25 protein-coding genes are annotated in these 24,232 nt (G+C 46.4%); 11 read left to right on the top strand and 14 right to left on the bottom strand.

Going from position 1 to position 24,232, the window contains the following annotated elements; genetic code table 11:
- Window positions 1-8: 8 nt before the first annotated feature.
- From NF543_RS15805 to NF543_RS15795, 3 genes are all read right to left on the bottom strand, one after another.
- The gene (locus tag NF543_RS15805; protein WP_257668809.1) at window positions 9-1,019 is read right to left on the bottom strand and encodes a hypothetical protein; all 1,011 of its coding nucleotides are present in this window, start codon (window positions 1,017-1,019) and stop codon (window positions 9-11) included.
- The gene (locus NF543_RS15800; RefSeq protein WP_257668810.1) at window positions 1,016-1,510 is read right to left on the bottom strand and encodes a P-loop nucleotide/nucleoside kinase family protein; all 495 of its coding nucleotides are present in this window, start codon (window positions 1,508-1,510) and stop codon (window positions 1,016-1,018) included. The genes NF543_RS15805 and NF543_RS15800 overlap by 4 nt, the downstream gene beginning before the upstream one ends.
- A 307-nt stretch (window positions 1,511-1,817) precedes the next feature.
- Window positions 1,818-2,486, bottom strand: a complete 669-nt coding sequence (locus tag NF543_RS15795; RefSeq protein WP_257668811.1) for an NAD(P)H-dependent oxidoreductase — start codon at window positions 2,484-2,486, stop codon at window positions 1,818-1,820.
- 105 nt (window positions 2,487-2,591) lie between these two features.
- Between NF543_RS15795 and NF543_RS15790 the strand changes: the two genes are divergently transcribed.
- A complete protein-coding gene (locus NF543_RS15790) occupies window positions 2,592-2,957 on the top strand; it encodes a winged helix-turn-helix transcriptional regulator (RefSeq protein WP_257668812.1) in 366 nt (121 codons plus the stop codon).
- A gap of 201 nt (window positions 2,958-3,158) precedes the next feature.
- Here the strand turns inward: NF543_RS15790 and NF543_RS15785 are convergent, their stop codons facing one another.
- Together NF543_RS15785 and NF543_RS15780 are read right to left on the bottom strand one after the other, a co-directional pair.
- A complete protein-coding gene (locus NF543_RS15785; protein ID WP_257668813.1) occupies window positions 3,159-3,458 on the bottom strand; it encodes a winged helix-turn-helix domain-containing protein in 300 nt (99 codons plus the stop codon).
- Window positions 3,455-4,081, bottom strand: coding sequence for a hypothetical protein (locus NF543_RS15780; RefSeq protein ID WP_257668814.1), 627 nt, complete (start codon window positions 4,079-4,081; stop codon window positions 3,455-3,457). Before NF543_RS15780 ends, NF543_RS15785 begins: the two co-directional genes overlap by 4 nt.
- 110 nt (window positions 4,082-4,191) lie before the next feature.
- On the opposite strand from NF543_RS15780, the gene NF543_RS15775 reads away from it, so the two are divergent.
- Window positions 4,192-4,962: an oxygenase MpaB family protein gene (locus NF543_RS15775; RefSeq protein ID WP_257668815.1), complete on the top strand. Its 771-nt coding sequence runs from the start codon at window positions 4,192-4,194 to the stop codon at window positions 4,960-4,962.
- A 107-nt stretch (window positions 4,963-5,069) separates the two neighbouring features.
- On the opposite strand, the gene NF543_RS15770 is transcribed toward NF543_RS15775, so the two are convergent.
- The 7 genes from NF543_RS15770 to NF543_RS15740 form a co-directional block, all read right to left on the bottom strand.
- The gene (locus NF543_RS15770; protein WP_257668816.1) at window positions 5,070-6,347 is read right to left on the bottom strand and encodes a TlpA family protein disulfide reductase; all 1,278 of its coding nucleotides are present in this window, start codon (window positions 6,345-6,347) and stop codon (window positions 5,070-5,072) included.
- Between the two features lie 44 nt (window positions 6,348-6,391).
- A complete protein-coding gene (locus tag NF543_RS15765; RefSeq protein ID WP_257668817.1) occupies window positions 6,392-7,822 on the bottom strand; it encodes a RagB/SusD family nutrient uptake outer membrane protein in 1,431 nt (476 codons plus the stop codon).
- A 35-nt stretch (window positions 7,823-7,857) separates the two neighbouring features.
- Complete coding sequence (locus tag NF543_RS15760; RefSeq protein WP_257668818.1) at window positions 7,858-11,502, bottom strand: SusC/RagA family TonB-linked outer membrane protein; 3,645 nt, start codon at window positions 11,500-11,502, stop codon at window positions 7,858-7,860.
- A gap of 91 nt (window positions 11,503-11,593) precedes the next feature.
- Window positions 11,594-12,880, bottom strand: coding sequence for a FecR family protein (locus NF543_RS15755; protein WP_257668819.1), 1,287 nt, complete (start codon window positions 12,878-12,880; stop codon window positions 11,594-11,596).
- Between the two features lie 96 nt (window positions 12,881-12,976).
- Window positions 12,977-13,573 carry an RNA polymerase sigma factor gene (locus NF543_RS15750; protein ID WP_257668820.1) on the bottom strand — a complete coding sequence of 199 codons (597 nt, stop codon included), beginning with the start codon at window positions 13,571-13,573 and terminating at the stop codon, window positions 12,977-12,979.
- 187 nt (window positions 13,574-13,760) lie between these two features.
- A complete protein-coding gene (locus NF543_RS15745; RefSeq protein ID WP_257668821.1) occupies window positions 13,761-14,126 on the bottom strand; it encodes a DUF2200 domain-containing protein in 366 nt (121 codons plus the stop codon).
- A gap of 29 nt (window positions 14,127-14,155) precedes the next feature.
- Window positions 14,156-14,548: a DUF1801 domain-containing protein gene (locus NF543_RS15740; RefSeq protein ID WP_257668822.1), complete on the bottom strand. Its 393-nt coding sequence runs from the start codon at window positions 14,546-14,548 to the stop codon at window positions 14,156-14,158.
- Between the two features lie 233 nt (window positions 14,549-14,781).
- Here NF543_RS15740 and NF543_RS15735 point away from each other — a divergent pair, with 233 nt between their 5' ends.
- From NF543_RS15735 to NF543_RS15695, 9 genes are all read left to right on the top strand, one after another.
- The gene (locus NF543_RS15735; RefSeq protein ID WP_257668823.1) at window positions 14,782-15,114 is read left to right on the top strand and encodes a hypothetical protein; all 333 of its coding nucleotides are present in this window, start codon (window positions 14,782-14,784) and stop codon (window positions 15,112-15,114) included.
- Window positions 15,115-15,278: 164 nt separating this feature from the next.
- The gene (locus NF543_RS15730) at window positions 15,279-16,100 is read left to right on the top strand and encodes an AraC family transcriptional regulator (RefSeq protein ID WP_257668824.1); all 822 of its coding nucleotides are present in this window, start codon (window positions 15,279-15,281) and stop codon (window positions 16,098-16,100) included.
- Window positions 16,101-16,169: 69 nt separating this feature from the next.
- A complete protein-coding gene (locus tag NF543_RS15725; protein WP_257668825.1) occupies window positions 16,170-16,655 on the top strand; it encodes a VOC family protein in 486 nt (161 codons plus the stop codon).
- A gap of 39 nt (window positions 16,656-16,694) precedes the next feature.
- Window positions 16,695-17,063, top strand: a complete 369-nt coding sequence (locus NF543_RS15720; protein WP_257668826.1) for a VOC family protein — start codon at window positions 16,695-16,697, stop codon at window positions 17,061-17,063.
- 79 nt (window positions 17,064-17,142) lie between these two features.
- Window positions 17,143-17,385 (top strand): hypothetical protein, encoded by a 243-nt coding sequence (locus tag NF543_RS15715; RefSeq protein WP_257668827.1) that lies wholly within the window; start codon window positions 17,143-17,145, stop codon window positions 17,383-17,385.
- Between the two features lie 377 nt (window positions 17,386-17,762).
- Complete coding sequence (locus NF543_RS15710) at window positions 17,763-19,364, top strand: DUF4139 domain-containing protein (RefSeq protein ID WP_257668828.1); 1,602 nt, start codon at window positions 17,763-17,765, stop codon at window positions 19,362-19,364.
- A 10-nt stretch (window positions 19,365-19,374) separates the two neighbouring features.
- Complete coding sequence (locus NF543_RS15705) at window positions 19,375-19,713, top strand: hypothetical protein (RefSeq protein WP_257668829.1); 339 nt, start codon at window positions 19,375-19,377, stop codon at window positions 19,711-19,713.
- Window positions 19,714-20,057: 344 nt separating this feature from the next.
- Window positions 20,058-20,768: a DUF6891 domain-containing protein gene (locus NF543_RS15700; protein WP_257668830.1), complete on the top strand. Its 711-nt coding sequence runs from the start codon at window positions 20,058-20,060 to the stop codon at window positions 20,766-20,768.
- Between the two features lie 111 nt (window positions 20,769-20,879).
- Window positions 20,880-21,524: a tetratricopeptide repeat protein gene (locus NF543_RS15695; protein ID WP_257668831.1), complete on the top strand. Its 645-nt coding sequence runs from the start codon at window positions 20,880-20,882 to the stop codon at window positions 21,522-21,524.
- Between the two features lie 108 nt (window positions 21,525-21,632).
- Here the strand turns inward: NF543_RS15695 and NF543_RS15690 are convergent, their stop codons facing one another.
- Both NF543_RS15690 and NF543_RS15685 read right to left on the bottom strand, forming a co-directional pair.
- Window positions 21,633-23,135, bottom strand: coding sequence for a TlpA family protein disulfide reductase (locus NF543_RS15690; RefSeq protein ID WP_257668832.1), 1,503 nt, complete (start codon window positions 23,133-23,135; stop codon window positions 21,633-21,635).
- Window positions 23,136-23,137: 2 nt separating this feature from the next.
- Window positions 23,138-24,124 carry a hypothetical protein gene (locus NF543_RS15685; RefSeq protein ID WP_257668833.1) on the bottom strand — a complete coding sequence of 329 codons (987 nt, stop codon included), beginning with the start codon at window positions 24,122-24,124 and terminating at the stop codon, window positions 23,138-23,140.
- Window positions 24,125-24,232 lie beyond the last annotated feature (108 nt).

Genomic DNA, 24,232 nt, shown 5'->3' with positions numbered 1-24,232 from the left:
AGGGCTATTTAAAATTCAACCATGTAATTTTCCAGCGCGGCTAAATAGGTAGAAACTGCTTGTAACCTTTGGGTAAGGATCGTTTTATCAGCTGTTTCGATGGCATAAAGCGTATGGACCTTTGCCCGGATATTAGCCCTGTGACATTTATAATAATTAAAGAGCAGCCGTGCCTCTTTCGTTATTTTCATTTCGGAATACTGAAGATAGTTTTGATAAAAATATTCACTTAAATCGGGGCGGCCGTAAGCTTCTAAATCCATGCATAAAAATGCGATTTCATCCAGCACATCGATTTGCCGTAGTTCATCACTAAATTCAATGCAATCAAAAATGACGGGATCTTCACACAAGAAGATATTACTTGTATGAAGATCTCCATGCAAATCCCTGACATATCCCTGTAAAGATCGCTCGGCTAGGTAAGCCCTATAGTTGCTTAGAAAATTATCAGATTTTTTAATAGCGTGCTGGATAATCGCTGCATAATGATCTCCCAAATGTTTGCGAACAAACGGCTGTACGGTACTCAAGTCGTTAAACAATCCTTGCTGGCTATCAATTTCGGTCTTCTTTTTGACCACAGTGGCTTGGAGATGAAAGGCCGAGATTTTGGCGGCTAGGTTTTTTATCAGGTGTTTATCCACGTTGTTTTCTTTAAGCAGTTTATCCATTTCCTTTGCCATATCCATCCGTTTCATGAATACCGCATAATCAATCACTTCACCTTCCTGTTGATTCAAAGAGACCGTATTCCCCTTTTTAAAGATGGGAATAACATTCAAGTACATCTGTGGTGCTAGACGCTTATTTAATATCAGCTCTTGTTCGCAATAATACTTTCGCTTTTCAAGGCTTGAAAAATCAAGAAACGTAACCTGTATAGATTTCTTGATTTTATAGGCATATTGATCAGTCAGGATTACCCAAGAGATATGTGTTTCTATTAAAGCGCTTTTCTCGCGCTGATTGCGAAAACTTTCACCTTCCCTGAGTTGTTCGATCTCATTCCTTTTCATTGGTATCCGATATGGGTGAGCACACTATCTATCATCGTATCTGACGTTTCCTGATCTGAATACAAAACCAGGTGGCCATCCTGCATGGGTTCAAATTCTTCTTTAATTTTTAGGTATACCTCGAAATCCGCCTCGCTATCTACCCGCTTTTTGCTTATTCTTTCCTTAATGGTTTCCTCGGAGGCCCTCATTTCAATAAAATACAGCGGGTATTGAAGTTTCATTGCTGTTTCTAGAAAGAGCTTTCGGATATGGTCCTCTTGGAAAGTAGCATCCAGCACCGTGTTTTGTTCATCTTTTATAGCAGATATCATTGCCGTAAGCATGGATCGATAAACGATATGTTTGGATTTTTTATCATATTGGCCACGTTTTTTTAAGTCATTCCTTACCTTGTCACTGCTGATGAGGAGGCCATTCAATCGCAAAGCCAATGCGCCAGCCAAAAACGTCTTTCCGCTGCCTGGTAATCCAAATATGATGATAATCATTTTGTTATATTTTAACCCCTTGAGAAGCTTGGGATACCTTACAATCCTGACTATGCCTTCGAACGAGCCAGTAATCTTATCAACTCTGTAGCAAAAATCCTTCCCAATGTTGGATGATATCAAGCTATCCACTTTAATATTGACCGCTTTTAGTTTGATGCGATCATTCTTCCATGAATAAGAAAGACTTGATCAATAGAATAAGACATCACTGATGTGGGCGCTGATGCTGGACATCATGGCCAAGTTATAACCATAAAGCGTATTAAATTAAAGCAGGGTTGCCCGTAGCTCTTTTTTAATATTTTTAATAGGCCCCAATACCGATGGGTGATTCATCAATAATATGGATTAACCGGGTTTTCCATGCCTCCAGTTCATGAGCGCGCTCTTCAGCTGATTGCCTAGCCGGTCCGTAAACTACATGGGGACGCAGTACGGAAAATCCAGTAAATTCTAAAATCCCCCGATGCAATGGCCGTAGTATCCCGGCGAGATCGCCATTAAGACCACCTTGTACATAGTCGGCTTCCCCACCACCAGTAGTGAGTGAGAGTAGGGCTTTTTTATCATGGAAAAAACCTGTTTCATAAATATGGCCTTGGCCGTAAAAACGGCCCATGGCAAACACACGGTCTACCCATCCTTTTAAAATGGCGGGCGCACTGAACCACCACAGCGGAAACTGCCAAATCATGAGGTCACACCATTCCACCTTTCGTTGCTCTTCTTCGATGCTGGGTGCAAACCCGTTTACTCGGGTTGCATAGATCTCTTCCAGTTGTTGTTTGTAGAAGGCAGGATCGTGTATACTCGTAAAGTTAGCCCGGTCTGAAACAGGATTAAACTGCATCGCATACAGGTCGGATACCTGTACTTCATGGCCCGCTTGGGTAAGCGTATCCACAGCGGTAGTAAACATGGCCCCGTTCATGCTCTGAGGCTCCGGGTGCGTGTATATAATGAGCGTTTTCATACTGATGATAATTGTGCATTCAATAAACTGAGGGCGAAAGTATTTATTGATCACTATATTTGCTAATGTACAGCGAATTGTAAGAGGCACACAAAAATGTAAGTAATGAGCAAGCGGAAAATCACATCCACCAACAATATCAATCGGGAAAAACTGATAGACTTCTGCGGGATGATGTATGCCATTGATCTGCTGGGCGGCCGGTGGAAATTAATCATCCTGTATAAATTGGAAAAAAGGACACTGCGTTTCAGTGAACTAAAAAAAATCATTCCTGGTATTACAGATCGTATGCTAACGCTGCACCTACAGGAACTGGAGCGGGATGGGTTGGTTGAAAGAACCGTTTATGCCGAAGTGCCACCGCGGGTAGATTACCGGCTTACAGGCAGCGCTCAGTCCCTCATTCCCATCTGGCAGCAGTTGGAACACTGGGGCGTTGCACACAAGAAAAGCTGGGAAACTGGCTAAGTCTTTCAGTCTGCAATTCTGGTTCAGTAAGAACAGGACATATTTTGCGATAACTATACTGATCTTTATAGGCCTGTTGTATTATTTGATTGATATTATTGCATAGTATCAGGCTAAATCTTCTTGATTTTGCTGTGTTAGTTGAAATAATTTTGAAATTAAAAGTGTATGGGTAAATTTTTTTTATGCGTTTCTTCAGGACTATTTCCGCGATTTAATTAAATTTTCCAATGCTTTCAAGTGATTGTCAAATGCGTTCATGCCCTCTTTAGTGGTAAAATAACTGGTATTGGGTTTCCGGCCCACAAATGATTTGTTCACACCAATAAATCTCTCTTTTTCTAGGGCTTTCAGGTGGCTTGCCAGATTGCCGTCGGTCAAGTCGAGATATTCTTTCAGTTCATTAAAACTGAGCTTATCATTGACAGCCAATGCCGACATAATCCCAAGCCTGATTCTGCTTTCGAATGCTTTATGAAAACCTTCAATGGATATCTTCACCGTTCGTACCTGTAATGGATATAAATGCCATAAATAATATGCAGCAGTCCAAAGCCTATCGCCCAGAATAATAGGCCATAACCAATGAAGTATGTGCTGATAAGGCCAAGCCCAATCTCGGTAAGCCCTAACGCTTTCACCTCTCCAAAGGTGAATTTGCTGGCATTATACAATGCAAGGCCGTAAAATATCAGTGTAAAGGGGGCAATTAAGCCAATCAAACCTTTGGAGATCAACACAAGGATCAGCAGACCACATACCACCAGTGGAACGGACATATGAACCAGCATCCTCCTTGAGGTGGCATTCCATACCTTTTCACGTCGCTTATTGGCCTTTTTGTAAGAAAGAAAAACAGCTGTGCCTATTGCCAGCACCAATATTGCCAGCGCCAGGACAATTAATTTCATGAGCGTGATAGACCAATCTCCTGATGCTACGGTAGTATAAACAATTTCATCAGGATTAAAATAGAAGAGCTTATAGGCCAACCAGGCTCCTGTGAGTGCATAAATACCGGCCATAATGCCCGCCCAGCCTGAGAGCGACAGAAATTTCGACGTGCGCTCCATCATGGAACGTATCTCAGCGATATCCCGGGCGTAGTCTTTTTCTTCTTTCATTTAAAAGTACTTTTTTTTTCAAAGTTAAATAGAAGTTTTAAATTTGCAAATGTTTAGCGGAATTATTTTAAGAAATATTGATAGGGCCGGGAGTAGAGGAGGAAAAACGTATGGAGAATTTTGTGAGTAAAGATTCAGTAGTTCGCCGGATTTGGGGGAACGGAGATACCATCCTGTTGATCTTTGCAGGGGCATCTGCAGAGTTTGCTTTGAATAAAGCGGTTGACTGGCTTTATTTCACGGGGCGTCTTCCTTCTGATCCCCTTAAGCGGTTATTCTCCACCGTTTCCTATGCGCGTCAGATCGTCTTCTCCGACTATGATGATGCCATGCATGCCATTGATAAGATATCGGCTATCCATAAAGGAGTTGAAAATCAACGCGGCAAAAGCATCCCTGATTGGGCATACCGTGATGTGTTGTTCATGTTGATCGATTATTCCATACGATCCTATGAGTTACTGGAAAGGAAATTAAGTACAATCGAAAAAGAGGAAGTATTTAACGTTTTTCACCGGATGGGATCGCGCATGCTAGTTAAAGATCTGCCTCCAAACTATCAGCAATGGCTGCTTATGAGAACATCAGCACTACATGAAAACCTATTGAGTGGCAATTTCACCAAAGACCTTTACAAACAATATCAAAAGCACTTAGGCTGGTTCAGATTCCTGATTTTAAAACAGACGCAAAGACTTTTGGTTCCTGAAAAGGTAAATGAATTATTAGACCTTGGCAAGAATCCTTTTGCAGCGATCATGCTGAAATTGTATAAACTCAGCCGGATCATCCGGGTGAAATCATTTCTAAAAAATGCGATACTACCACCAGCGTATAAAAAAGAGATTATAGCACTGGATAGTTACTCCCGTAGCTCATAGTGAGGTTGTTATCGCTTTTCCCTCGGGGGCTCTTCCCAAACTTCGTGCTCCTTGAGCGCTATACCAAGGGCATTGTAAGCCTAAGCAGGCCGTGTAGTTCCGCTAGTTTACATGCTTGGCGGTAACTTTGCAAGCTCAATCATCGCCTCCAGTTCATTAATCAGCTCCGAGTCAGTAGAGAATCCTGTGTTAAAAAAGCGCAACCTTCCCTTGCCGTCAATCACTGCTTTTGCAGGAATACCGTTGGGTTTGTATGCCGAAACCACCTCATACTTACCTGGTTTACCGGGTATCTGCTCATCCATCAGCACATGAAAAGGGTATTTCTTATCTTCCATAAATGATTTTACCCGCTGCAATGCGCCTTCCTGTTTTTCCATTGTAGCGATAAACAGAAAAACCACCTCGGGGTGGCCTTCCACCATTTTTTGCATCGCAGGAAAGGATGCTAGGCATGGTACGCACCATGTGGCCCAGAAATCAATCACCACTACTTTTCCTCGGTAGTCTGATAAGGATACGTTATTTCCATTCAGGTCAAACAAACTGAAACCCGGCGCTACGGTATCCAACATGCTGGCTCGGAGCTCTTCTTTCAGGGTTGATTGGACACCTTGCTGCCACTCGTTGAAACGTTCGTCAAATCCCGCTATGGAGCCATGTTTGTGGACATAGAGATCTTTCAATTGCGCATTCATGTTTGCGGTAGACTTGCCTCTACGTACCATGGCAAGCAACAGATCGTATGCTTTTTCTTCCTGTCGATTCAGTGTCAGCAAACGAGCATAGCGCGCTATGGCAGAAGGAAGTCCATCTTCCGGAGGGCCATCGAATGATTTCTCTTGGTACGAGAGCGCTTGCTTCATTTTACCATTCGCGAAGAGCGCCGTGGCATACGTATCATAATACGGATACTGCGCAAAATTCATGAATCGATTCCAATCGGCTGCGGAGGTTTCTGCGGGCCTTGCAGCAGGATCATCTTTATAGGAATAGTAAAGATCGAGGGTTTCCAGGGCAATTCGTTCGGCGATCTTCGTATCAATACTATCGTTCAAAAGTATAGTTGCACCCATATTCATATAGGATGTCTGATTGAACCTGCTCTGTATCTCGCCTATGTATTTTTTAAATTCATCGTACCGACGTTTGCGGAGAAAGGCAATCGCTACCGTCCCGTTCAACATATCCATAGTGCCTGCATCCTTAACTGCGTCTAAATTGTTTTCTGCAATGATTTTGTTCATTAAAACGCCCGCCTTCTCCGGATCGCTTTCTTTGCTCATATGCTTCAACTGTTCCATTAGCGCGTTCTGTTCTTGGGCCACAACCGACAATGTGAAACAGCTCAACAAAACCAATATTGCATAGTTAATATTCTTCATCATCTTTTTCTTTTATAGTTTATTATTCAATATTCAATATTAAATCATGGATTATCTTCCATACCCGGATTAGCAATGAGTATCTTGGGTGGAATCTTGAGTACCAGCCGCTCAGGGCGAAGTTGGTAAACCGTAGTGGTGCCGTCTTGATGATACAACGTGTGTGAAGAAGTAATATCCTCAAACACCGGATCCACAGTGAGTCTTCTCATATCAAACCAACGGAATCCCAACCCGGCGAATTCACGCAGGCGTTCATGCATGATAAACTGCAACAACCGCGTTTTTTCTACCCCCACTTCCGGCGGCACTTCTGCATCAGCAGGTGGCATCCGGTGGTTCCGCAGTTGCGCTAGTGCCATTGCCGCACCCGCTAGGTCATCTTTTCTTGCTTTGCATTCCGCTATCAGCAGGTATATTTCTGGAAGTACCACGCCGAAAGGGACGATACTCGGCGCTGTTCTGCGTTGGGCTCCTGCTTGGAAAGGCGAACCGGTGGGGAAAGGCGTGTTCGAATAAAGTAGTAGCCGCAGATCTGAAGGGTCATACAAGGCCATTGTTTCACCACTTACTTGGAGGGTGTTTTGCAAAACATGGAAATTCGAAAACTGCCGCAGGTACACGACTTCTTCATTTTCTGTTGTTACCGGATAGAGCGGTCCGAATACATCAATTGGCATAAATATGCCATCCGGAGCAAATGTTTTGTTGTAATCATAGAGTTGTATCGGAACCTGCGCCGTTGCAAGCCCTTGCAATGCCGAATCAAGGAGCGGCAGGGCTTCTTCATGCCGTTGCATAAAGACATATACTTTTCCAAGCAGGGCTTGTGCGGCAGGTTTACTCATGCGGAGGCGGTGAAAAACCTGAGCAGATAAATCCGGCAGCGCTTCTTCCAGATCGTCGATAATGAGGTCATATACGTCCTGTACAGAGGCTCTGCTGAACTGATTGGCCGTAATATCCGCTGTGGTAATAATTGGGAAACCCGGATCAGTGGCAGCAGTAGCTTGCTGATAAGGTTTCCCATAGTAGTTGATCAGCAGAAAATAGGTCCAGGCGCGTCCCGCGAGCGCTTCAGCCCGTATCATCCTTTTCTGTTGGAGCGTTCCGTCTGGCGTATCCATCACTTCGTTGATAATCTTGTTATAGGTGTAGATGCTTTGCATGGGGCCAGTGATCTCTGGATTATCTTCATCGGGCTGGTAGATTTGATCGTTCCAGGTGAAAAGCCGTTGCTCAGGCAATGTGAGTGCGCTGTAATAGGGTTCTTCTGAAGTTACTTCATCTCCCAGCATGAGCTGCGCAGCGGCGCCCACATGCCGCAGGTTTGGGTTGTTCAAAAGCAACTCATAATCCTTGAAGCTGGTCGCAATCACTTTTCCCTTAGGCAAAACTTCGAGGAAACTCTTCTTGCAGCCCATGCCAACAACCAAGAAGAGCAGCAAGGCCGGAGCAAATTTATATGGTGTCATTCGTTCATATTTTTGTTATGGTTTACATATGTAGACTAAAAAAGGATACTTAAACCGGCGGTAATCGTTCCCTGATTGGCACGCATATAGCGAATTCCACCTGAGAGTATTCCCGCTGTACTGCCGCCGGAAGCGTCCTGAAATTCAGGATCAATATCATATCGGTTGGCTTTCCACAGCATCACATTAGCTACTTGAAGACGCAGCCTTACGCCCTGCAATTTCACGTGCGACACAAGCGTCCTTGGAAGATCATAGGAAAGCGCTGCATCCCGCAGTTTTACAAAAGCCGCGCTCACCACATTGATATCACCTTGGGTATAGTACCGTACGTCACGGCGACTTTCATTAACGCTGTTCGTAGGCACCCAAGACGGAACATTTGTAATCAGTTCATCGCCGGGCTGCATCCATCTTTCGGCGAATTCAGCATGCACATTACCACTCCGGAAACGAAGATCGCCGCTTTGTAACGCGTTATTGAAACTGATAGGAATCAGTCCGTTGCCCCCGTAAAACCCGTTCACATCCCTGCGCATCACATTGCCGAAATTATATATCAGATTTGCCGATAGTTCAATATTACCCAACGCAAAAATGGTTGACAGCCCGCCATTCCACACCGGTTGATAGGTGCCCATGTACAATACATCATCGGGTAGGGCGGTGTTTCTATCCTTGGTTTGTTGACCGCCCTGCAGGTTGATGAGTGGATCGCCCATATTGTCCAATCCTACAAAATCATAAGCGAAAACAGCGAATGCCGGATGACCGGCCACATACGTAGCGCTTGCTTTCTGCGCTCCTGTAGCGATAAGGGTTGATTGGTTCAGTTGGGTAATCTGATTACGGTTGTAAGCCAATACCAGTTGATTGGTCCACCGGAATTGCCCCCAGTTAGCAACATGACGCGCTGAAACTTCAACGCCACTGTTTCGCATGTTCCCGAAATTACCGATGACAGTGCTATAGCCCGATAATGGGTTCAACTCTAGAAGACCGATCAAATTTTCGGTATGTTTGGAATAGAAGTCGATGGAGCCACTGAGTCTGTTACCTTTCAACACGCCAAAATCAAGTCCCAAGTTTAATGTGCGCGTGCTTTCCCACGTAAGGGCCGAATTAGCGGGCGTTACAATCGAGAGACCGGTATTACCAGGCAATGTACTGCCAGACTGAGCCTGCAGAATATCATAAGAAGCGGCGGTACCTGGAGCGGGTGAGTTTCCCGTAAGTCCGTAAGAAGTCCGTAGTGAGAGGTAATTAAATACAGATTGTTCCATAAAAGACTCGGAATCTATATCCCACCGCCCGCCAATACTCCATACAGGTTTATTTTGAGCGGAGCGATCCTTGCCAAACAGGTTGGACTGATCTATCCGAATGCTGCCACTGAGTGTATAACGGCTGCGGAACGTATAGCCCATATTGCCATAGTAAGAAAGGAATCGCACACGCGATTCTGTATTACCGAAGAGTGTCGTCGCCGCAAGCAAACTTCGCGAACCGCTGTTGGGCATTACGGGGTTGGCTAGTCCGGCAGTGGAAAGCGTCGCGTAATCAATGGCGGGGTAAGTTTGAAGAAGTTCATTGTAACCACGTATAAGCGATTGGCTGCCTTCCACTAATTGTTCTTGCGACTCTTGCCCTGCCAGCAGGGAAAGCTGGTGTTCATTATCGTTCCACGATCGTTCGTAAGCAAATTGGTTACGCACAGTCCAGTTGCGTTGCATGGCATAGCCAAATGCATACCTGCCACCGGTTACAGGAAGATGGTACACAGGTGGTTGTGTTGAAGTAGCCGGTAGGGTAAACTGAACGGCTTCGTTTCGAACCATGTGGCTGCGGCTATCGTCATACGAACGGTTTTTCTCCACGGCTCTGAACATGCCATATACGCCTGTAAAGGATAGCCCGTCAAGAAGCCTTGCTGTAACACCGGCAGTGATCCTTGCGGTGAGCTGGTCACCCTTAGTATAACCGTATTGGGTCTCTTGAACCGGGTTGTAATTGAGGTTGATTCCGGATTTTTCCTCAAATGCATTCCGGGTTGAATCTGAAAGGTTTTTCACGTAAGGAATGGAAAGCGGATTACCTGCTGCATCCCTGAACAACTGGTAGGGTAGGAAGCGGTTGTCCACTGCTATATTTCTCGGGGCGCTTGTGGTAACATTGGTCAGGTCGGTAATCAGGAAGAGTCCAAGGCGCTTGTTCGGGTTGTAGTCCTGCCGGACATTTATTTTATAGGTGTTATCCTGCTCACCCGGCCTGTTGCTTTGCGTTCCGGTGTAAGCAAGCGAACCATAGATGCCATAAGATTCTCCTCCTCCGCGAACGGAAAGCGTATGATTCGTTAACATGGCGGGACGGTACCAGATATCCCGGATCTGTTGAATATTGCTGATGGATGCCAGGGCGTCTAAGGCAGCGGCTGCCTGCGAATCGGAAATAAGCCCGCGATGGTGGTTATACAAGATAACGTTGTGTGGCGGCACGCCCATGGATCCCAAACCCGTATAAGCGCTCACCGTATTCCATGGATACAGGTTCGGCATAAAGATATCTTCAGCAGCTTGGATGAATTGCCTGCTGTTGAGCACCGGGTAATAATCAGTATCCGGACGCCCTTGGAAGTTCACGAAGCCATCGTATCCGATCGAGAGTTTTTCATTACGGTTGCCCTTCTTCGTAGTAATAACAATCACTCCATTGGCTGCTCTCGCACCCCATATAGAAGCCGCCGAAGCATCTTTCAATACCGTTACATCCTCGAGATCCTGAGGATTCAGCGTATTTACGTTATCCAACGGCACGCCATCTACTACGATGAGCGGCGATTTGTCACTATTGATGGACGTAAGTCCCCGGATCAGCAGCGGGGTACCGGAAGCGGAAGGTGCGTTGTTCACGGTAAGTCCGGGAACTAGCCCATCAAGGCGTTGCAGAATATTCATTGACGTTGTTCTATCCTTGAGCATTTTCATATCCGGCTTTGCATACGCTCCGGTACTCCTTTTTACGGAGAATGTTTGGTATCCACTGCTCACCACAACCTCCTCCAGTTGATTGGACGCTTCGCTGAGCACGAAATCAATGTACAACGTGCCGGTTTTCCCGACATATACTTCTCGTTCATTCCTTCCGTATCCTATACAAGAAACCCGGAGGGTATAAAATCCTTCAGGCAGATTTGCAAAATAGTATTCGCCCTGCTCGCTTGTAACCGCACCCCTTTCCAGTGGTTGTAGTGTCACACTCGCGGGTGTAATGGGCAAACCAACTTCATTCTTCACCGTTCCTTTGATCATTGCCGGTTCGCCAGGGTGTTCAGGCGTGGAAACGGGCGGTTTCGCTTTCAGAAAAATTGTTTTGTTACTGATTTCGTAGGCAAGATTCTGGTTACGGAACACCAGGTCGAGAAATTCAGGTAAGGGCATATTGCGCACAGCGCAGGTAACCCGTTGGGCCTCCTTAACTAAGTCCTTATTGGCAAATATGCGATACCCCGTCTGTTCCTTAATAGCCTGAAATACCGTTAGTAATGGCACTTCTTTTCCCGTGAACGTAACAGACGGCCAGGAAGATTGGGCGCTTACCGAAATGTAGATGAGTAGGAGGAGCACAACGGTAAGACAACGGCCTCGCTGTAATAACACAGTATGTTTTGGTTGAACATCCATTTTGTTTACAATAGTTAAAAAAATCGAATGGTGATCGTTCCGTAAAAAAGTTCTTGGTTATCGTGTTGTGATTCTCGGTATTAATTGGTTATCAAGGAAGAACGATCAATCGTCTCCCGCTTTCCAACCGAAAATGAACTCCAGACATTTTCAACCCTTTCAATACTTCGGAAAGCGACAAAGACCTTTCAATTTCACCGATAAACGCTAAATCAGGGATTCCTTTTTCATATACAACCTCTATATCGTACCACCTTTCCAGCTGACGCATTATTTCCTCAAGGCTCGCCCCATCAAAATTAAACAGGCCGTTCTTCCAAGCCAGTACTTTATCTATATCCGGGTTATTAATAATCCTAGTTTTGGCCATGATCAAGTCTTTTGACCGGCCAGTTAAATTTGGGGTCTGGGCTTGCTGTCCGGGATTGAGTGTAATGGGATTGTCGATCCCCGCCATCACGCGCACACTTCCTTCCAACAACGTAGTTTTGGTGTCGGGTTCGTCCGGATATGCTAATATATTGAACTGAGTGCCGAGGACTTCGACGGTTTGGGCTTGCGTTTTCACGAGAAAAGGCAGATGGAACACGGATGACGCGGATTGGGGGGATGACCGCTGATTTTCCTTATTGCCAACTGCTGATGGCTGACTGCTGATAGCCGATAGCTGACTGCTAACCTGAAAATAGGCTTCGCCTTCGAGTTCGACGACTCGTTCTTTATCGTCAAATTTGGACGGGTACCGCAATATGGAAGCGGCGTTGAGCCAGACTTGGGTTCCATCCGGGAGGGTAATCTGATAAGTGCCGCCTTTGGGGGTGGAGATCGACAGGAGATCGGACTTTCCGACTTTCCGACTTTTCGATTTTCCAACCTCCGGACTGATCACAAAGCTTCCATCTGTATACGTTATCCCGTCGCCGACGATAATACCCGATTGTTCCGAACTTAAATCAATTGTGCGTCCATTGGCCAGCGTCAGCGTGGCCTGGTTGCCACCAGCGGCTATATCTGCTGCTTGTTCACCAACCGCCAACCACCGATCACGCATTACTGAATAAACCGTAATTCCCACTACAGCTAGGAGAATCGCAGCAGCAATACTGCGAAAAAAAATGATGCGGCGCCCACGAGGTCGTATACGAGGCTTATCGAGCCGTGCATTGACATTGTGCAGGGCGCTCTCGGTATCGGCTTCGTCCAATACGCGTATACCTTTGGCCACATAACCTTTATCCAGCAGCCGAGCGTACAACTCCCGGTGACGCACATCGGCCACTAGCCAGCGCACCAACTCTTCGCGTTCCGCGGGTTTAAGGGCATTCGCATGCCGCTTGGCAATGAGGGTGGCAATCCGGAAGTTGCTGAACGTGTCCATCGTCGTTATCTTTTGCTAGTAAGACAACGCCGAGTCAGGAAATCTCTAACCGTTGTGTGTTTTTTTCTACATGGCGTGAAAAGTAGTGTGGCCGCGCTACAGCAGATGCACTCCCAATACCGACAGCAGCAACAACGCATCTGGGTGCTGTTCAAAAAACTTGCGGAGCAGGTAGATACCACGTGCCTTGTGATTATTAACTGAGCTGACGGCGATACCCAACCGCTCGGCAATTTCCTTGCCGCTCAACCCTTCTTCATAGCTAAGCAGCATCACCTGCGAGCACTGGGTGGGCAATGTACGGATGGCTTGCCGCAACTGCATAAGCACCTCGGCCTCGATGATGTGGGCATCAAATGGTTGCTCGGCATCAGCAGCCTCCAACCAATACCTGTTTTCACGGTCCATCTTGCGTTTTTCCATCTTATGTTGGTTGAGGCAAGTATGGCGGGTACTGGTATAGACGAACGCCTTGAGGTTGTCAATCGTCTGGAATTCCGCTCGGCGTTCCCACGCTTTTAGCAGGCTATCCATTGCGGCTTCCTCAGCCATGTGGGTCTGTGGGGAATAGCGTAGCGCATAATACCGTAGCGCAGGATAAAGCAAGCGGAAGAGCTGGTCAAAAACCTTCCCGTCATTTGCACGTAAGCGCTCGTGCAGTGCAGCTAACTCGGCTTCGGTATACAAATCCATTGATGCTTATGACGCCCAGCCAGCGTCGCCTCCGGCCAGGCCTTCCACCATAAGACAACGCTGCATGGTGAAATCTCTAACGCAAAGGTAATTTTTTGAAGATATATGGGTAAAGGGACGCGCAGATCCGCTTGGTCGGAAGGCTTCCTCTGTAATCAAAAAGTTATCCATTCATTCGCCAGTCTTCCTACGCAACTCGCAAAATCTTCTCCATCTTACGACCTTTCGCCAATTCATCCACCAACTTGTCTAAATACCTAACTTGTTGCGTTAACGGATTTTCGATTTCTTCCACACGATATCCACATATTACTCCTGTAATGAGGTGTGCATTTGGGTTTAATGAAGCATTTTGAAAGAATGTTTCAAAAGTTACTTTTTTTTCAATTAAGTCTTGCAACTTCTGGTTATCGAAGCTAGTTAGCCACTCAATTACTTGATGCAATTCTTCTTTCGTTCTACCTTTCTTCTCCACTTTTTCTAGATACATAGGATAGACCGAGGCGAAGGTCATTTTTGCAATACGCTCATGGTGTTTGTTTGCGTTGTTCATACCTTGCATTTTAACGTTAATCTCTCATATTATTCCAACCTTTCTAATTGGCCTTTTCTTTTTACTATGTTTTTATAGTCCCACTGAATTTCTTTTGATTTTTTCAGCCAACGTTTAAGGTCTTCTGTATTGATTTGTTCAACTGCAGTGTAGAAAACAGAAGCGTCTTTAAATTTTTTGCCTATTACATTTAATTTTTCTTCTTCAAAATCGGCACCGCTCCAAAACATCAAATGCCAGCCTGCTTTCTGATTGCTGTAACCAACAATTGGATTACCGTCCAAAAACCAAACAGGGTGTGCGTGCCAAATTTTGCATTCCGCTTCAGTCAGTTCGCTGTCAATTGTCGTTGCGAGCAAGTCGCAAATTTCTTTGTCAACCGTTGTTTGTCTGTCGTTATATGCTTGAATTTCTGCGTTCATCTTAATCTCCAAAATGTTGTTAGGTCCTGTTAGGTGATTCTCTGTTCGATAATTTTTTTCTAAAAGTCAACGAAAGACTGTCCACCCGCACAAAATTTTAAAAAAAATCGCTTCGCTCCAAATTTTCGTTGTCCGCTCGTAATTATCACGTAGTGGGTAGCTGTTTGAAGAGGAACAAAGGGAGTAAAGTTTTGTTTATATTATCTCCTTACTTTATTAATGTAAAAAAACTGTTGAAGCAAATTTACCAAGTCAGCTTTAGCGTATTGAAGACTAAAAACGACAAGATCATCATGAATGATGAAATAGAAGCCAGCACCTATAAAAAATGGTTCGGCAAATACTCAGAAGAAAAGGCTCATTTTGAACGTGAACTGAAACGATTGAAGCATAACAACCAAGACAGGTGGACGCGCCTGAAAAAGTTGTTACCCAAGTTGACTGACCTTCCGAAGCTCTACGAAAAGCTTAATATCCGGCAGAAACATTTTCTTTTAAATAGGGTGTTCAACCAACCATTGATACACACCGCAGGATCTTCATTGCAATCCATCATTATTCGATAAAACTGCCCCGCTATTGCATGGCGAAAGCAGGGTTTAGGTAAAACTTCAGCCTTTGCGCTTCTAATAAACTTTTGTAGATTAGCCGAACGGAAGTGCTTCCATTACCTGGCTTGGCCGATATCCAGCCTGTTTGGCGACATTCTAACAACAAACTGCATCAAAGAATGAACTACCAAACATTTCAACCCCAAAATGACTTAAAATCGCTGGTAAAATGTTACTGGACTTTGGAAGTGCCTGCCGAAAGCAATTCTGAAAGGCAACGGATCGTTCCCGATGGATGCGTTGAAATGGCTTTTATTCTCGGGGACGACATCAAACGTTTTACTTCCGAAAGCGATTTTATTCTTCAACCCCGTGCAATGGTCCTCGGACAAACGATTGAATCTTTTTACATTCAGCCGACAGGGTATGTGAATACTTTTGCAGTCCGCTTCTACCCTTACGGCATTACAAACTTCGTAACTACGCCAATCAAAAATCTGGCAAACAAGGAAACGCCAATCGCCCAACTTTTCGGAGAAACCATAGCGAGTGATTTAGAACGAGAAATCATTCAAGCAACTGATATACAACAACGAATTGAAATTATTGAAACCTTTCTTCTAAACAAACTCAACGAAAAAGCAACGATTGATAATATCGTAAAAACGACCATTGACATGCTTCTTTCGACCAACGGAAGTTCGCCTATAAACGCAATCCTCAAAGAAGATTTATCAAAGAGAAGACAGCTCGAAAGAAAATTTTTAAAGCAGATCGGCATTAGTCCAAAACAATTAGGGAAAGTTATCCGATTGCAGACGGCGTTAAAAATGTTGCTGAACCAAAAGACCGAAACACTGACTAAAATTGCCTACGAAAGCGAGTATTACGATCAGGCTCACTTCATCAAAGACTTCAGGGAATTCACGGGAACCAACCCGAAAGAATTTTTGGAAGACAAGCAAATGGCACTTTCTGCACTTTTTTATACCGAAGATTAAGGTGTCGCATTTTTACAATTTTGTCGTTTACTGACATTTTAATTTTACACCCAAGAATAAGATGTAAAAATGGAAAAAATAATAATCTATTCAATGTCATTAATTGTGATCGGACTTTCGGCTTGTAACAACGTGAAATCCGAGCAAGAAAAAGCAGAAAATACGCAAACTCAAAGAACAAATAATATGAACAATTTAATTTCAATCGTAGAAATACCAACAACTGATTTTCCAAGAGCAGTAAAATTTTACCAGACTATTTTAGGCGTAGCTATCGAAGAAGTTGATATGGATGGAACGCAAATGGGCGTTTTGCCAAGCGATGGTGAAACAATAAATGTTGTGTTGGTAAAAGGCGACGATTACAAACCGACAACAGACGGAGCCGTCCTATATCTGAACGCGGGAGACGACTTACAACCCATGCTTGACAACGTAGAACAAAACGGAGGACAAGTAATCGTACCGAAAACCGAAATCAGTCCCGAAATTGGATATTTTGCATTATTCATCGACACCGAAGGGAACAAATTAGGACTACATTCAGTTCAATAAAACCAAAGCCCAGTCCGTTAGTTGTCAACCAAGTAGAGTATGGTAAAAGCTGAGACAATAATTGCAGTAAAAAACGTTCCTAAAAGTTCGGAGTTTTATCAAAACTTGTTAGGTTGTAAAAGTGAACACGGTGGAGAGACTTTTGAAATCCTGACAAATGAGAATACAGTTGTCCTTTGCTTACATAAATGGGGAGAACACGAACATCCGACAATGTTGAATCCTGAAAAGGAGATTGGAAACGGACTGATTCTCCTCTTCCGTGTTAACAACTTAAATCGGGTATTGGAAAATGCACAAAAGCTCAATGCAAATATTCAGAAAGAAATTCATTACAACGAAAACTCACTTAAAAATCAGTTCACTTTGAGAGATTTGGACGATTATTACTTAATTATATCTGAATAAAGCAACGACAGCTAACAGGACAATCGGCCACGATGGTGAGGCGGCAAAGTTTGTTGTTTCGCGCCAGTGTAGTGAATTTATGAATGGAACCAAGGGATATGCAACTACTCGTTTTCCGGCTTTTCAGCGTAAGATCGACCGCAGAGAGGTTCCAGCGGATGTGGGTGCCATAGATCCGGTTATACACCCGGGCCGCCACCCAGATGACGAAGCATATGCTGGCGAACAGGCCCAGATAACCTACAACGGAGTATACCCGGGCTTCAAAAAACCAGAACAATATATCGTGCAGGAAATACCAATATCCGGCTGCGGTAGCTAAAAGCAACACGGTAAACAGTAAGGCAAATACCGCCATGCACCCCGCGGCGAATACATTGGCCGAAAAGCTGCATTTTATCCCGGCTGAACTGATGATCGTGACACCCTATCTAACCTACCAATGCGCGCATTTCAATAGCGGATACCGAACAAGAAAAAGGATGGATTGGGCATCCTAAAACGGGGCGTCGCCGTAAAGCACAATAGGCACCAATGGTTTCCAGCGAATACTAATCGATCGTCGGCACATTTAAAACGCCGATTGACCCTGAGCATCCCTTAACCGATATTGCACCCTTGATTTTCGGATTTTTTTATGGAATTTGAAAGGTTGGGGAATCCGTAGTGCAACATGTTAATAAACTAATGAACGATATCATGAAGAAGTTGCTGTTTTTTGTATTCGCAGGATATATGGGGAATGCTGTGTTCGCGCAGTCCTCACCCACGGTGGCCAAGCTAGACTCAGCTATCGTGTATAGGCAAGGCGCCGAGTTGATGCATCGGGCTCGGTTGCGTTTAAACCAAGGCGCCAACACGCTGCGTATCGCCGGGATCGCGCGGTCGCTGGACGAACGGTCGCTGCGGATTGATCTGCCCGAAGGGGTGAGTCTCCTATCGGTGCAACAGGCCGCTGCCGATGCGGACCGGATGGGAGCGCTCGACGACCATCCGAAGTATCGTCAAATAGCCGATAGCGTCGACCGGATCAAGCAGGAACTGGAAGAAATCCGGAACCAACAGCTGGCCGAAGAGGGTACATTAGTACTGCTGGATGAAAATCAGCAGCTGGCTGGAAAGGAGGGCGCACTGACCATTGACCAATTAAAGCGGTTCATCGACTACTACAAGCAGGAGCGGCTTGCTGTGCGGGGCCGTATCATTACGCTCAATGCGGCGAAAAAACGGACACAAAGCCAATTGGATAGGCTGGAAAAAGCCTTGAAGGCGGTGGAAGCATCCATCGGTGGCAGCGGAAGCCAGTTGGATTTGCAATTATTCGCTGAGCGCGATACGGATGCTCCCATCGCCATCCGATATGTGACCACGGCAGCGGGGTGGACGGCCTTTTACGACCTGCGTGTAAACGATGTTGCTTCTCCGCTGTCGCTGGTTTACAAGGCACAGGTACGGCAGGAAACCGGTGTCGATTGGAAGCAGGTGGCGCTCACGCTGGCTACCGGATCGCCTGCCCGTGCCGGTACCGCGCCGCAGTTCGATCCGTGGTTCTTGCAGGTGGTGCCGCCAACGCCACGGCCGCTGTATGCGTCCGAAGCAGACCTCGCCATGGAGAATATGGAATTGGAAGAGGTGGCAACCGCCCAGTCCAAGCGGAGCGAATACGTCGCGATACCCATGCAGGTGCAGGAAAGCCAGCTTAACCTCCGTTTCCATGCTCCTGTGCCGTATGATATCGCTGCAAACGGCAAACCGCATGGTGTGATTTTGCAGCAAGTAGACCACCCTGCGCGTTACCATTATTATGCTGCCCCTAAATTTGACCTCGATGCGTTTTTAGTGGCGGAGGTGACGGATTACCGGAAGCTCAACCTGTTGGCTGGCGAAGCCAACCTGATCGTGGAGAATGCCTATGTAGGCCGGGCAACCGTAGACCCTAAGCAGACGGGGGATACGCTGCGGCTGAGCATGGGTCGGGATGACCGTGTGGCCATCAGTCGGACACGCGTAGACGAGAACCGTACCGTTCAACGGATCGGTAACCAAAGCAAGCAAACGTTCACCTATGAAATAATGGTGCAGAACCACAAATCCACCCCCATAGACCTAACGCTTGAAGAGCCTTATCCGATTTCGGCCGACGATGCGATCCGCGTAAAATTATTGGAAACGAGCGGTGCCACAAACGATGAGGAAAAAGGCCGGCTGAAATGGGTGTTGTCGCTGAAGCCGGGGGAGTCGAAGGCGGTGCGCATCGAGTACGAGGTGCGTTTTCCCAAAGACAGTGCAATTAATCTATAAGCATAAAGGTATGCATGAAGACAAGCGGATTGACCAATTGACCAAGCAATTGCCGATCTTGGGGCTGGTACCTCGGCCGGCACGGTTGCAGGTGCATCGGCGGGCAATCAGACACCCGCTCACCTGGATCACATTGGTGGCGTCAATGGCATTATGGTTTTATTTTTTTGCGGAAGAGATCATGGCTATCGAGATACCTGAGGGATTGAGCGGGAGGGCACGCACCCTGGCCATCGGGAAAGCCGTATTTTTTCCAGCGGTGGTGCCTACCATGGTGATTTGCGCTGCCCTGTTAACGATCCGTTACCAGCTGGTCAAACGGATTGTCAAGAAAGAATACGGAGCGTGATATTGATAATTCGTTTCGACGTCTGGACGGTATTGTTCCACGCCGCACCGAACTCTGCCCACGCCGGATAGGGTTCGGGTGCAATACACCCGGTTTACTTCCAGCATCGGCCCAAACCCGTCGGGCGTTCCATGGACCCGTTCCGGCATGGAACGGTTTTATGTCTGGCGTTAGACAACGCCAAAACGGTTTGTATCATGTGTCGGTCTTTGCTGCCCATTGCCGGCAGCCGTGCCCTATGGGATAACACAAGGCCACGAATACTCGATTCATCTCAACACATATAAACCTACCGTATAACTTATGCATATTCGGCTTACCTTTGGGCTACCAAATAAAACGCGATGGGATTTTTTGATTTTTTCAGGAAGCCGGATGGACCGCAGGGCGGGTCGAGCAACAAGGAGGATTTTCCGGCACCGGAGGATGAGCAACTTCAGGAAGAAGTGCTGCAACTGATTAAAGAGGAGATTACGTTCGGTTTCAAAAACGAGGAGGAAATCGTAGAGGCCATCTGGGCGGCAGGTTTTGAGAACGAAGAGCAATTGGACGAGCAGTGGCTCCGGACGTTGATTTCAACCCACTACGCGGCTTATCAACTGGAGAGCAGGCTATGGACGAGACCGACCGACTTTGATAAGTTAGCCCACGTTTTCGATGAGCTGAACCGAGCGGGCATCATCGCACTGCATCAAGCCGGATATACCAAGCAGGATGGAATCAGCGATGTGCGGGAAGTCGTCCAAGCACTTAAGGCAAAAAATATCGAGCCATTGGGGTTCTGCTTTTACCATACCCAAGATCTGCAACGGGCCATCCATCCGGATATCCGGAATTTGTTCTTGGCTTTTGACGACATCGCCCAAGACGACGGGAAAGCCGTGGCACTGGGCAAGCGGATTGTGGAGAAATTGCATGCTCAGGGATTGAAGACAGCGTGGGACGGAACGGTCGATCAGCGGATTGAGCTGAAAAATGTCGACTGGAAAAAGCTGCCGGACGGGCAGGACTGGGGGATGAACCGGGCATTGAAGCAACTGTGTGAAGCAACATAGCGTACGTGTATCCAGTAACGTTTCTTAATCTGTTCCCAACGGATTTATATCAGACTTGTCACCTTTGGGCGCTACCGGTTTATATTTGTTATCGTAAAAAAAACGATTAAAATGATGTGTTTAAAAATGAAGCGTTTCCACTATGGTGCATGGGTGGCCGCCTTGATTGCGCTAGTAACTGCTGCATGCAATGGCTCGGATGAAGCGAAGGCTGACCGATTGGCCGGGCAGGGTAAGACGGGTGAGGCGATTGCCTTATACGAACGTGCTATTGAAGATGGTAGCCTTGAGGCGATCAACAAACTCGCCTTGCTGTATAGCAACAACCTACAACCCGAAAAGGCCAAGGAGTACTACCACATGGCACATGAAAAGGGAGACCGGAAAGCTACAGCGTATCTCGCCAATACCAGTCTGAAAGACCACAACTATGATGATGTGGTTACCTACCTGAAACCCTTGGTGGACGATGGGGATACCACGCAGGTCTATCCGCTGGGGTGGGCTTATGTGGAGCTGGGGCGATACGAAGATGCGGTGGCATGCTTGCTGAAAAACAAAGACAACGTGTACGTGAAAGGGATTTTGGGGACGGCCTACTATGAGCTGGATGATCTGGAACAAGCGGAAGCGGTTTGGAAATCAGCCGTCAATGATCATTCATCCGGTGGAGTGAATTCGTATAACAAGCTCTTGGAGCTCTACTGCGAACAAGGTAGAACGGAAGATTACGAGGCGCTGGAAGGTCGGTATTGAGGGCTTTGGATAGAGCCGTGATCATCCTATCGGTTGTTCGTGCTAATACCCGGCACTGTGGTACTCACCGCAAACCTGAGCCAAAGCCGCGAAAAGAGTAGGTGGACATTAATCCGGATCCGCCTCGCCATCCAGTTCCTGTGCCAGCTTGCCGATATTGGAAGGGCCGTTAACGTATTTGCGGACGATCGTTCCAGCTTGATCCACAAGAAAATGCCAAGGGATCGTGAAGGGATCGTCGCCACGAAGCTGAAGCAGATCGTCTACCAGGCTGTCATTTGCATGGATATGGTATCCTTCAAGTTCATAGTAGTGCACCATGTCGTGCCATAATTCGGCCCTGTCATTTTTGTCAATAGAGATGTAAATGGGTATGATGTTCTTGTCTCTTAAGAGGCTAATCAGCTCGGTGTTATACCGGAACTCGTCTTTGCACGGGCTGCACCAGGTTGCCCAAACATCCACATAAAACTGCTTTCCTTCCAATTGTCCGGCCAGCTCTGCAAGGGAGTTCATTTCCCTCGGATTTTCGAGGAACCTTATCTCCGGGTTGGTTGATCGCTCTTTTTTTTCGTGGAAGCCAATGATGTGAATAATTTCCGGTTCGATAAAAGCGGTGTATTTGCTCTGCGGATAGGTGGTTTTGAATTGCTCAAATAGCGTCAACAGTTCCTTTTCGTAGTTTCTGTTAATGGCGTTATAATAAAGGTATGCAGCGTAATAATACTCCAGCTGTGGTTCAGGAAGGTGGTTTATCGCCGTTTGGATGTTGTGTGTATGGATAGCCCCTTGCTCGCGTGCTGCGGTTAACGTATCGAAGGATGTGGACTCTACAATCAGATACTGATACCGTAGAAAAAGTTCGGTGTAGTAGAAAAACCAAGGCGACCGGAGGAGCTCCGGATGGGTAACCGGCTCTTTTTCGAAGATGCTGCTCCAAAGTGGGATGTAGCTGGCTTCATCCATTACATTTTGATTACGTTGGCTCAACAGCTTGTTGAGAAATCCGACGGTGCCCTGTACGCCATAATAGAAATAGGTGCGATCATTTTTTACCAGATGGTAAAAGTCGTCTGAAATGAGGTTTTTCTCCAACAAACTGTCAAATCGGAAGAGTTCCGCTTTCAGGCGTTGTTTAATACCCGTCTCGATCTGGGTTGCTACGGAATCTTGCCGATATTGCGCTGCTCCAGCATCAAAATCTCCAATTGGCATGCTCCGGTTGGGTAATTGATTATACAGCGCCTGCCCGGCTTCATCCTGTCCATGCACAATGATCGTGGGTTTTTCCTTCCTGTGATCGATGGCGACTTCATACGTCGCTCCCGGCATGGCGATGATGCTGCCGTAAGAAGTATAACCTTTGGATAATTCGATGATAGCCGGTCGATCCATGTTGACGGACAGTCGGAAGCCACCCGTGCTGTCCACAGATACAGCGTCTTCAAATCCGAAATAGTTGATCCCGTTTACGGGTACAGTGAATTCGACGATGTTAGGAATGGCACCAATGATCTGACCGGTAATTACAACATCGCTTTTGAGTTGCTGTGCATATCCGACTCCTGTCAAGCAGACGGACAAAATGATATGAAGAATGGTATGTTTCATTTTTAATTTTCTTGCATTTCAAAATCCTCCACCTCCGGCTCAGATTTTTCGGATTTGACCAGCTGTAGGCGGTTATCCCGGTAAACAAAATACTCCTTGGCGTTCCAGACCCAGCTTTTGCCTCGCTGCATGTTGACGCCTGTTACCGTGTAGGCGACCACGATCTCATCGCCGCTCACGGTGAGACCGATGCTGTCGAATGTTTCCTGCATGGTGGCGCCATCAGGGATAGTCGGGCAGTTTTCGAGCTTTTTCAACACGGCGCTGTCGTTCCGGAACCAGTGCCGGAGGAAGCCGAGATGGGTATTGGAGCACTGGTAACCTAAATTAAGGGCCGTCAGGATTTTGCACTTCAGGTTACTGCGGGACGAAGTGGCTTTTCCATCCCAGCTGCATTCGTTGCCGATGAAGGTGGCTACGTAACCCAGTGCCGCCTTCTCCGGGTCGGTGATGGTTTTGGCATAGCTTTCATCCAGCACGATGGTATTGATTGTTGTGTTGAACTCTTCGTTAAATCGATCTTCCCGCCACAGGAATTTCACAGTACGGTTTTCCAGCTTCAGGGGTTCTAAAAGGGAAGCAGATACCAACCTCTCGGTAAAATCCAATTCTTCAGGATCTCCGGCGAAGTACATGCTGTCCATCTCCCATTGGATGGCCAGCCGGTCGCCCCGCACGAAATTGTGTTCATCCTGGTAGATTAACCACACCGTATCCTGCGCCTTTTCCACATTGAACAGGAAATAATCGCCGTCGTCATTGAAGTCCACAAACGTCACCGTATCGGTGTATACTTTTCCAAGTTTGAGCGGCTCGCCAGGGCGGAGATCGCTTTTCAGGGAGGTGGTGCCAGCTGCCGCCTGTGTTGAGGCAGGTGCGGGAGGCGCTTCCGTTTGGTTGTCGGTGGGCTGCTGACATGCCAACGTTACTGTCAAGGTCAGGCCGGATAGCCATCCTGTATACTTGAATAATTTTGTCGGATTCTCCATAACCATCAATAGTCACTCACAAACATCCGGATAATGAAATGAATGGATTGGCGGATTGGCGTGTGCTGGTTTCGAAAATCAACCGCTTTTGCATGTAAAGGGGCACGG

It is taken from the genome of Parapedobacter tibetensis (assembly GCF_024704835.1).
Classification (GTDB): Bacteria; Bacteroidota; Bacteroidia; order Sphingobacteriales; family Sphingobacteriaceae; genus Parapedobacter; species Parapedobacter tibetensis.
The sequence above is the reverse complement of the archived record's forward strand: the minus strand, read 5'-3'. Positions and strand labels throughout refer to the sequence as shown.

Coding starts and splice junctions, on each gene's coding strand:
- NF543_RS15805 (WP_257668809.1), bottom strand. CDS start 1,019: ATGAAAAGGAATGAGATCGAACAACTCAGGGAAGGTGAAAGTTTTCGC.
- NF543_RS15800 (WP_257668810.1), bottom strand. CDS start 1,510: ATGATTATCATCATATTTGGATTACCAGGCAGCGGAAAGACGTTTTTG.
- NF543_RS15795 (WP_257668811.1), bottom strand. CDS start 2,486: ATGAAAACGCTCATTATATACACGCACCCGGAGCCTCAGAGCATGAAC.
- NF543_RS15790 (WP_257668812.1), top strand. CDS start 2,592: ATGAGCAAGCGGAAAATCACATCCACCAACAATATCAATCGGGAAAAA.
- NF543_RS15780 (WP_257668814.1), bottom strand. CDS start 4,081: ATGAAAGAAGAAAAAGACTACGCCCGGGATATCGCTGAGATACGTTCC.
- NF543_RS15775 (WP_257668815.1), top strand. CDS start 4,192: ATGGAGAATTTTGTGAGTAAAGATTCAGTAGTTCGCCGGATTTGGGGG.
- NF543_RS15770 (WP_257668816.1), bottom strand. CDS start 6,347: ATGAAGAATATTAACTATGCAATATTGGTTTTGTTGAGCTGTTTCACA.
- NF543_RS15765 (WP_257668817.1), bottom strand. CDS start 7,822: ATGACACCATATAAATTTGCTCCGGCCTTGCTGCTCTTCTTGGTTGTT.
- NF543_RS15760 (WP_257668818.1), bottom strand. CDS start 11,502: ATGGATGTTCAACCAAAACATACTGTGTTATTACAGCGAGGCCGTTGT.
- NF543_RS15755 (WP_257668819.1), bottom strand. CDS start 12,880: ATGGACACGTTCAGCAACTTCCGGATTGCCACCCTCATTGCCAAGCGG.
- NF543_RS15750 (WP_257668820.1), bottom strand. CDS start 13,573: ATGGATTTGTATACCGAAGCCGAGTTAGCTGCACTGCACGAGCGCTTA.
- NF543_RS15745 (WP_257668821.1), bottom strand. CDS start 14,126: ATGAACAACGCAAACAAACACCATGAGCGTATTGCAAAAATGACCTTC.
- NF543_RS15740 (WP_257668822.1), bottom strand. CDS start 14,548: ATGAACGCAGAAATTCAAGCATATAACGACAGACAAACAACGGTTGAC.
- NF543_RS15730 (WP_257668824.1), top strand. CDS start 15,279: ATGAACTACCAAACATTTCAACCCCAAAATGACTTAAAATCGCTGGTA.
- NF543_RS15725 (WP_257668825.1), top strand. CDS start 16,170: ATGGAAAAAATAATAATCTATTCAATGTCATTAATTGTGATCGGACTT.
- NF543_RS15720 (WP_257668826.1), top strand. CDS start 16,695: ATGGTAAAAGCTGAGACAATAATTGCAGTAAAAAACGTTCCTAAAAGT.
- NF543_RS15715 (WP_257668827.1), top strand. CDS start 17,143: ATGAATGGAACCAAGGGATATGCAACTACTCGTTTTCCGGCTTTTCAG.
- NF543_RS15710 (WP_257668828.1), top strand. CDS start 17,763: ATGAAGAAGTTGCTGTTTTTTGTATTCGCAGGATATATGGGGAATGCT.
- NF543_RS15705 (WP_257668829.1), top strand. CDS start 19,375: ATGCATGAAGACAAGCGGATTGACCAATTGACCAAGCAATTGCCGATC.
- NF543_RS15700 (WP_257668830.1), top strand. CDS start 20,058: ATGGGATTTTTTGATTTTTTCAGGAAGCCGGATGGACCGCAGGGCGGG.
- NF543_RS15695 (WP_257668831.1), top strand. CDS start 20,880: ATGATGTGTTTAAAAATGAAGCGTTTCCACTATGGTGCATGGGTGGCC.
- NF543_RS15690 (WP_257668832.1), bottom strand. CDS start 23,135: ATGAAACATACCATTCTTCATATCATTTTGTCCGTCTGCTTGACAGGA.
- NF543_RS15685 (WP_257668833.1), bottom strand. CDS start 24,124: ATGGAGAATCCGACAAAATTATTCAAGTATACAGGATGGCTATCCGGC.